The sequence below is a fragment of the Argonema antarcticum A004/B2 genome (assembly GCF_023333585.1).
In the GTDB taxonomy this organism is placed as follows: domain Bacteria; phylum Cyanobacteriota; class Cyanobacteriia; order Cyanobacteriales; family Aerosakkonemataceae; genus Argonema; species Argonema antarcticum.
Map to the genome: position 1 here is coordinate 1 of NZ_JAIQZN010000198.1, position 3,560 is coordinate 3,560.

Genomic DNA, 3,560 nt, shown 5'->3' on the forward strand with positions numbered 1-3,560 from the left:
CGATCGCCCAAAAGTGTGAAAAAAGACAAGGTGCGATCGCATCCCTACTCCCTCATCGATCGCCTATCAATAAAAAAAGTAAAGAGCGATCGCGTAGCGTGTGCGTCAGCACGTATTGCAGACAAGACTCTTGTTAGCTTTTGCGATCGCATCCACACTCCTCATCGATCGCCTATCGATAAAAAAGTAAAGAGCGATCGCCTACCTACCTCCTCATCGCTCGCCTATCGATAAAAAAAGTAAGAGGCGATCGCGTCCTAGAAAGACGGGCCTAATAACCTATTTCCTTGGTAACTTGGAGAACTTGACTAACATGACGAATTAGTATATCATGGAATTAATTGCTAATTTAATGTTTTATGATTGACCTGAGAGATATTCACTCCTTGACTGACTTTCAGCGCAACGCCAAACAGTACATTCAGCGTACTAAAGAAACTCAGCAACCGCTCGTTTTAACGGTAAATGGTAAAGCTGAGGTAGTTGTCCAAGATGCACTCGCATACCAAAAATTGCTCGATCGACTTGAGTATGCTGAGTCTGTCGCCGCTATCCGTAAGGGAATAGAAGAATTTGAGCAAGGGAAAGGCAGATCGGCACGAGAGGCTTTAGAGAAATTGAGAACAAAACATGGCATTTAGCGTTGAGATATCACCATCTGCATTAGCTGACGCTGAGGAAGCTTTTTTATATATCCAAAAAGATTCGTCGTTGAATGCAGAAGAATGGTACGACGGCTTAGTTAATGCTATTCTCAGTCTAGAAAATTTTCCCAATCGATGTCCGCTAGCATCTGAAAGTGAAGAGATTGGGAGAGAGATTCATCAGTTAATTTACAGCAGATACCGTATTTTATTTAGTGTTACTGGGGATGTTGTGCAAGTTCTGCGAATTCGTCACACTGCACGGGATTGGCTTTCATCAGATGAACTATGAGAGTTAATTAGCGATCGCATCCAGACCCCTCATCGATCGCCTATCAATAAAAAAAGTAAAGATCGATCGCATCCCTACCTCCCGCCCTATTGGTGAAAGAAAGTAAAGGGCGATCGCATTTGCTATAGATTTGAGCCTGTTGTCTGTTATTCATCGAATGAGGCGAAACCCAACATTCATTGGCTTGAGCGAGTCTTAGGTGTTGGGTTTCATGCTTAAACCCAACCTACGAGGCTCAAATCAGCGGCGGCAGATAACCTCGAACTTATAACCTATGAATTTTAGCCGTCCGCTGCATTTGAATTGTTAGATTGTTGGCTTCTACGACTTCTTCCTGCTTCTAGTTTTTGCCGAATAGCTGCTTGCACCTTCTCGTCGAAATCAGGGTCATCAGGACTAGCAATAATCCTATGTGGGCGCTGATTGATTCTATCTAAGTAGGCTTGAAAAGCAGTTCGATTTCCACGATGCTTGAGAAAATACTGCTTCAATTCAGTATCAGACATTGCATCATAATTAATCTGGCTCATCAGACAGTTCTCCATTGGGTAAAATTTGGAACTCAAGCTCTTCCTCATACCCAGCGAGGACATATACATTTTGAGTTCGCGCATCAACGCAAATCAGATGTATGGGCTGAAGCATCGTAAACGTCAGTTGATAGCCGATACGATACAAACTCGCTAGTTGAGCAGCAGTAGGCATTACAATAAGTCACATCACACCATCTGCTGCCCATTTTAGCAGTTGTTTCAATTAACTCTGCGGTTTAGATTCTATCGGGACAAGTTCCTTGCCAACTTCTCTGAGCGCCCGCTTCAGCACCTCTTGGTAAGTTCTGAACTTGAGTTGCTCCTCCAAGACGAGCTAATTGAGGACCACTACCGATCCCACAAGCATAAAGTTGACGATCTGTACCTTATCCTCGACTGTATAGCCACCAAACGACTCCCGCTCGGTTAACTCGATAAAATCCATTGACTACTTCACAAGCACCGACCCATCTCCTACCAGAACCGAGTTCTCGCGCATCTTGCGGTAAAAAGGTAAGGAGCGATCGCATCCCTACTCCCTCATCGATCGCCTATCAATAAAAAAAGTAAAGAGCGATCGCGTAGCGTGTGCGTCAGCACGTATTGCAGACAAGACTCTTGTTAGCTTTTGCGATCGCATCCACACTCCTCATCGATCGCCTATCAATAAAAAAAGTAAAGAGCGATCGCATCCACACTCCCCATCGATCGCCTATCAATAAAAAAGTAAGAGCGATCGCACTGTGGCGGCTGAAGATGTTCATTTGGCATCAGCTTAATTATGTAATTGCAGTGCATTATTAGACCAGCGCTCGATTGGGAGTTTCACAACTTTCCGCCCGCTGGCAATTTGCTTCTTTCGCAAATCCTCAAATATTGCCTTGAGGTCATAGTTAAAGGATTTTGCGTATTCTTCTCTGTACTTGTGGATCTCTTCCAAAATTGGGTCTTTGTACATCGCTACTCTCCTAGAGGCTCAATTGTTATGAACTCGTAATGCTGTTCACGCATACGGGCGAGCGTCTATGCTTCACAACCAGGATCTCTCGCCCGTCCGCTTCATCGACTTGTTAGCTTGCGTTTGTACTGATGCTTAGAACTACAAGCGATCGATCGTTACCAACCCGCCCTGCGTAAACTGGACTACAAGCTCATGTTCATCCAGCAAAGCAGTTCCAACCAAGGGTCGCCGTCCTGTCGCAAACACACGAGCTTCTCGCTCCTCTCCGTTCCAAAGAATAATCGCTTTATGAACGGGCAGAATCACTCGGCTATTATCTGCCAAATTTGCACGCATATCGTATTTGAAAGGAAGATTCAATAATGCGACTGCTTCTGGTGGTAGACAAAGCTCATCTGTAAATCCTGTGTCTACTACGAACTCAATCGGGAAGTCAGCGCGATTGGGAATCCGAAATGGGATGCTAATAATTGCGTGTCCGTCAGCCACAATACCCGAAATCACTTGACCACACGCTCCATGACACCACCACTAAAAGCGGCAGCAACATTGTACCCAATTTTGATCCCGAAGAGTCGGGCATTGGGATGTTTCTCGCTCAAGTAGTCAGCAGCGCGTAAGCCATTTTCATCAACGCTGTAGTCACCTGTCTCAATGTCAATAATGACCATCTTGCCAATATTTTCTTCAATTTCCACTTCTGGGCGGATTCTGCTTTCGTACAGTCGATCTGCACGTTTGGCAACTTCTTCGCTGCTTAACAGGATCGCTTGCATAGGTTAACTCCCGATCGCTACACTACCCTCTGAACTTTTCCATAATACCTTACAAATCAATAGGATGGATATTGCCCACCCTACTTGCCTATCTAATTTACAAGATATTATTTAATTATCGCATCTACATAAAGAGTGCGATCGCCTATCAATAAAAAAAGTAAAGAGCGATCGCATCCCTACTCCCTCATCGATCGCCTATCAATAAAAAAAGTAAAGAGCGATCGCGTAGCGTGTGCGTCAGCACGTATTGCAGACAAGACTCTTGTTAGCTTTTGCGATCGCATCCACACTCCTCATCGATCGCCTATCGATAAAAAAAGTAAAGAGCGATCGCATCCACACTCCTCATCG

The 3,560-nt window shown here is 44.6% G+C and carries 9 protein-coding genes; 5 read left to right on the forward strand and 4 right to left on the reverse strand.

Annotation, left to right across the window (positions count from 1 at the left end):
* The 3 genes from LAY57_RS35075 to LAY57_RS35085 form a co-directional block, all read left to right on the forward strand.
* A partial coding sequence (locus tag LAY57_RS35075; RefSeq protein WP_249072025.1) for a hypothetical protein occupies window positions 1-234 on the forward strand: 234 nt, incomplete at its 5' end.
* Window positions 235-359: 125 nt separating this feature from the next.
* Window positions 360-641 (forward strand): type II toxin-antitoxin system Phd/YefM family antitoxin, encoded by a 282-nt coding sequence (locus tag LAY57_RS35080; protein WP_249072028.1) that lies wholly within the window; start codon window positions 360-362, stop codon window positions 639-641.
* Window positions 631-936 (forward strand): type II toxin-antitoxin system RelE/ParE family toxin, encoded by a 306-nt coding sequence (locus LAY57_RS35085; protein WP_249072031.1) that lies wholly within the window; start codon window positions 631-633, stop codon window positions 934-936. Before LAY57_RS35080 ends, LAY57_RS35085 begins: the two co-directional genes overlap by 11 nt.
* A gap of 281 nt (window positions 937-1,217) precedes the next feature.
* On the opposite strand, the gene LAY57_RS35090 is transcribed toward LAY57_RS35085, so the two are convergent.
* Window positions 1,218-1,466, reverse strand: coding sequence for a DUF6887 family protein (locus tag LAY57_RS35090; protein ID WP_249072032.1), 249 nt, complete (start codon window positions 1,464-1,466; stop codon window positions 1,218-1,220).
* The gene (locus tag LAY57_RS35095) at window positions 1,453-1,641 is read right to left on the reverse strand and encodes a DUF6888 family protein (protein ID WP_249072034.1); all 189 of its coding nucleotides are present in this window, start codon (window positions 1,639-1,641) and stop codon (window positions 1,453-1,455) included. Before LAY57_RS35095 ends, LAY57_RS35090 begins: the two co-directional genes overlap by 14 nt.
* A 416-nt stretch (window positions 1,642-2,057) precedes the next feature.
* Between LAY57_RS35095 and LAY57_RS35100 the strand changes: the two genes are divergently transcribed.
* A complete protein-coding gene (locus LAY57_RS35100) occupies window positions 2,058-2,273 on the forward strand; it encodes a hypothetical protein (protein ID WP_249072035.1) in 216 nt (71 codons plus the stop codon).
* A gap of 295 nt (window positions 2,274-2,568) precedes the next feature.
* On the opposite strand, the gene LAY57_RS35110 is transcribed toward LAY57_RS35100, so the two are convergent.
* Window positions 2,569-2,934, reverse strand: a complete 366-nt coding sequence (locus LAY57_RS35110; protein ID WP_249072039.1) for a clan AA aspartic protease — start codon at window positions 2,932-2,934, stop codon at window positions 2,569-2,571.
* Entirely contained in the window at window positions 2,931-3,206 is a 276-nt protein-coding gene (locus LAY57_RS35115; protein ID WP_249072041.1) for a hypothetical protein, read from the reverse strand. The genes LAY57_RS35110 and LAY57_RS35115 overlap by 4 nt, the downstream gene beginning before the upstream one ends.
* A 135-nt stretch (window positions 3,207-3,341) precedes the next feature.
* Between LAY57_RS35115 and LAY57_RS35120 the strand changes: the two genes are divergently transcribed.
* Window positions 3,342-3,560 (forward strand): hypothetical protein (locus LAY57_RS35120; RefSeq protein WP_249072043.1); only part of this gene is annotated, 219 nt, incomplete at its 3' end.

Bases quoted from the DNA above. Each gene is read 5' to 3' on its own strand.
- LAY57_RS35080 (WP_249072028.1), top strand. From the start codon at position 360: ATGATTGACCTGAGAGATATTCACTCCTTGACTGACTTTCAGCGCAAC.
- LAY57_RS35085 (WP_249072031.1), top strand. From the start codon at position 631: ATGGCATTTAGCGTTGAGATATCACCATCTGCATTAGCTGACGCTGAG.
- LAY57_RS35090 (WP_249072032.1), bottom strand. From the start codon at position 1,466: ATGAGCCAGATTAATTATGATGCAATGTCTGATACTGAATTGAAGCAG.
- LAY57_RS35095 (WP_249072034.1), bottom strand. From the start codon at position 1,641: ATGCCTACTGCTGCTCAACTAGCGAGTTTGTATCGTATCGGCTATCAA.
- LAY57_RS35115 (WP_249072041.1), bottom strand. From the start codon at position 3,206: ATGCAAGCGATCCTGTTAAGCAGCGAAGAAGTTGCCAAACGTGCAGAT.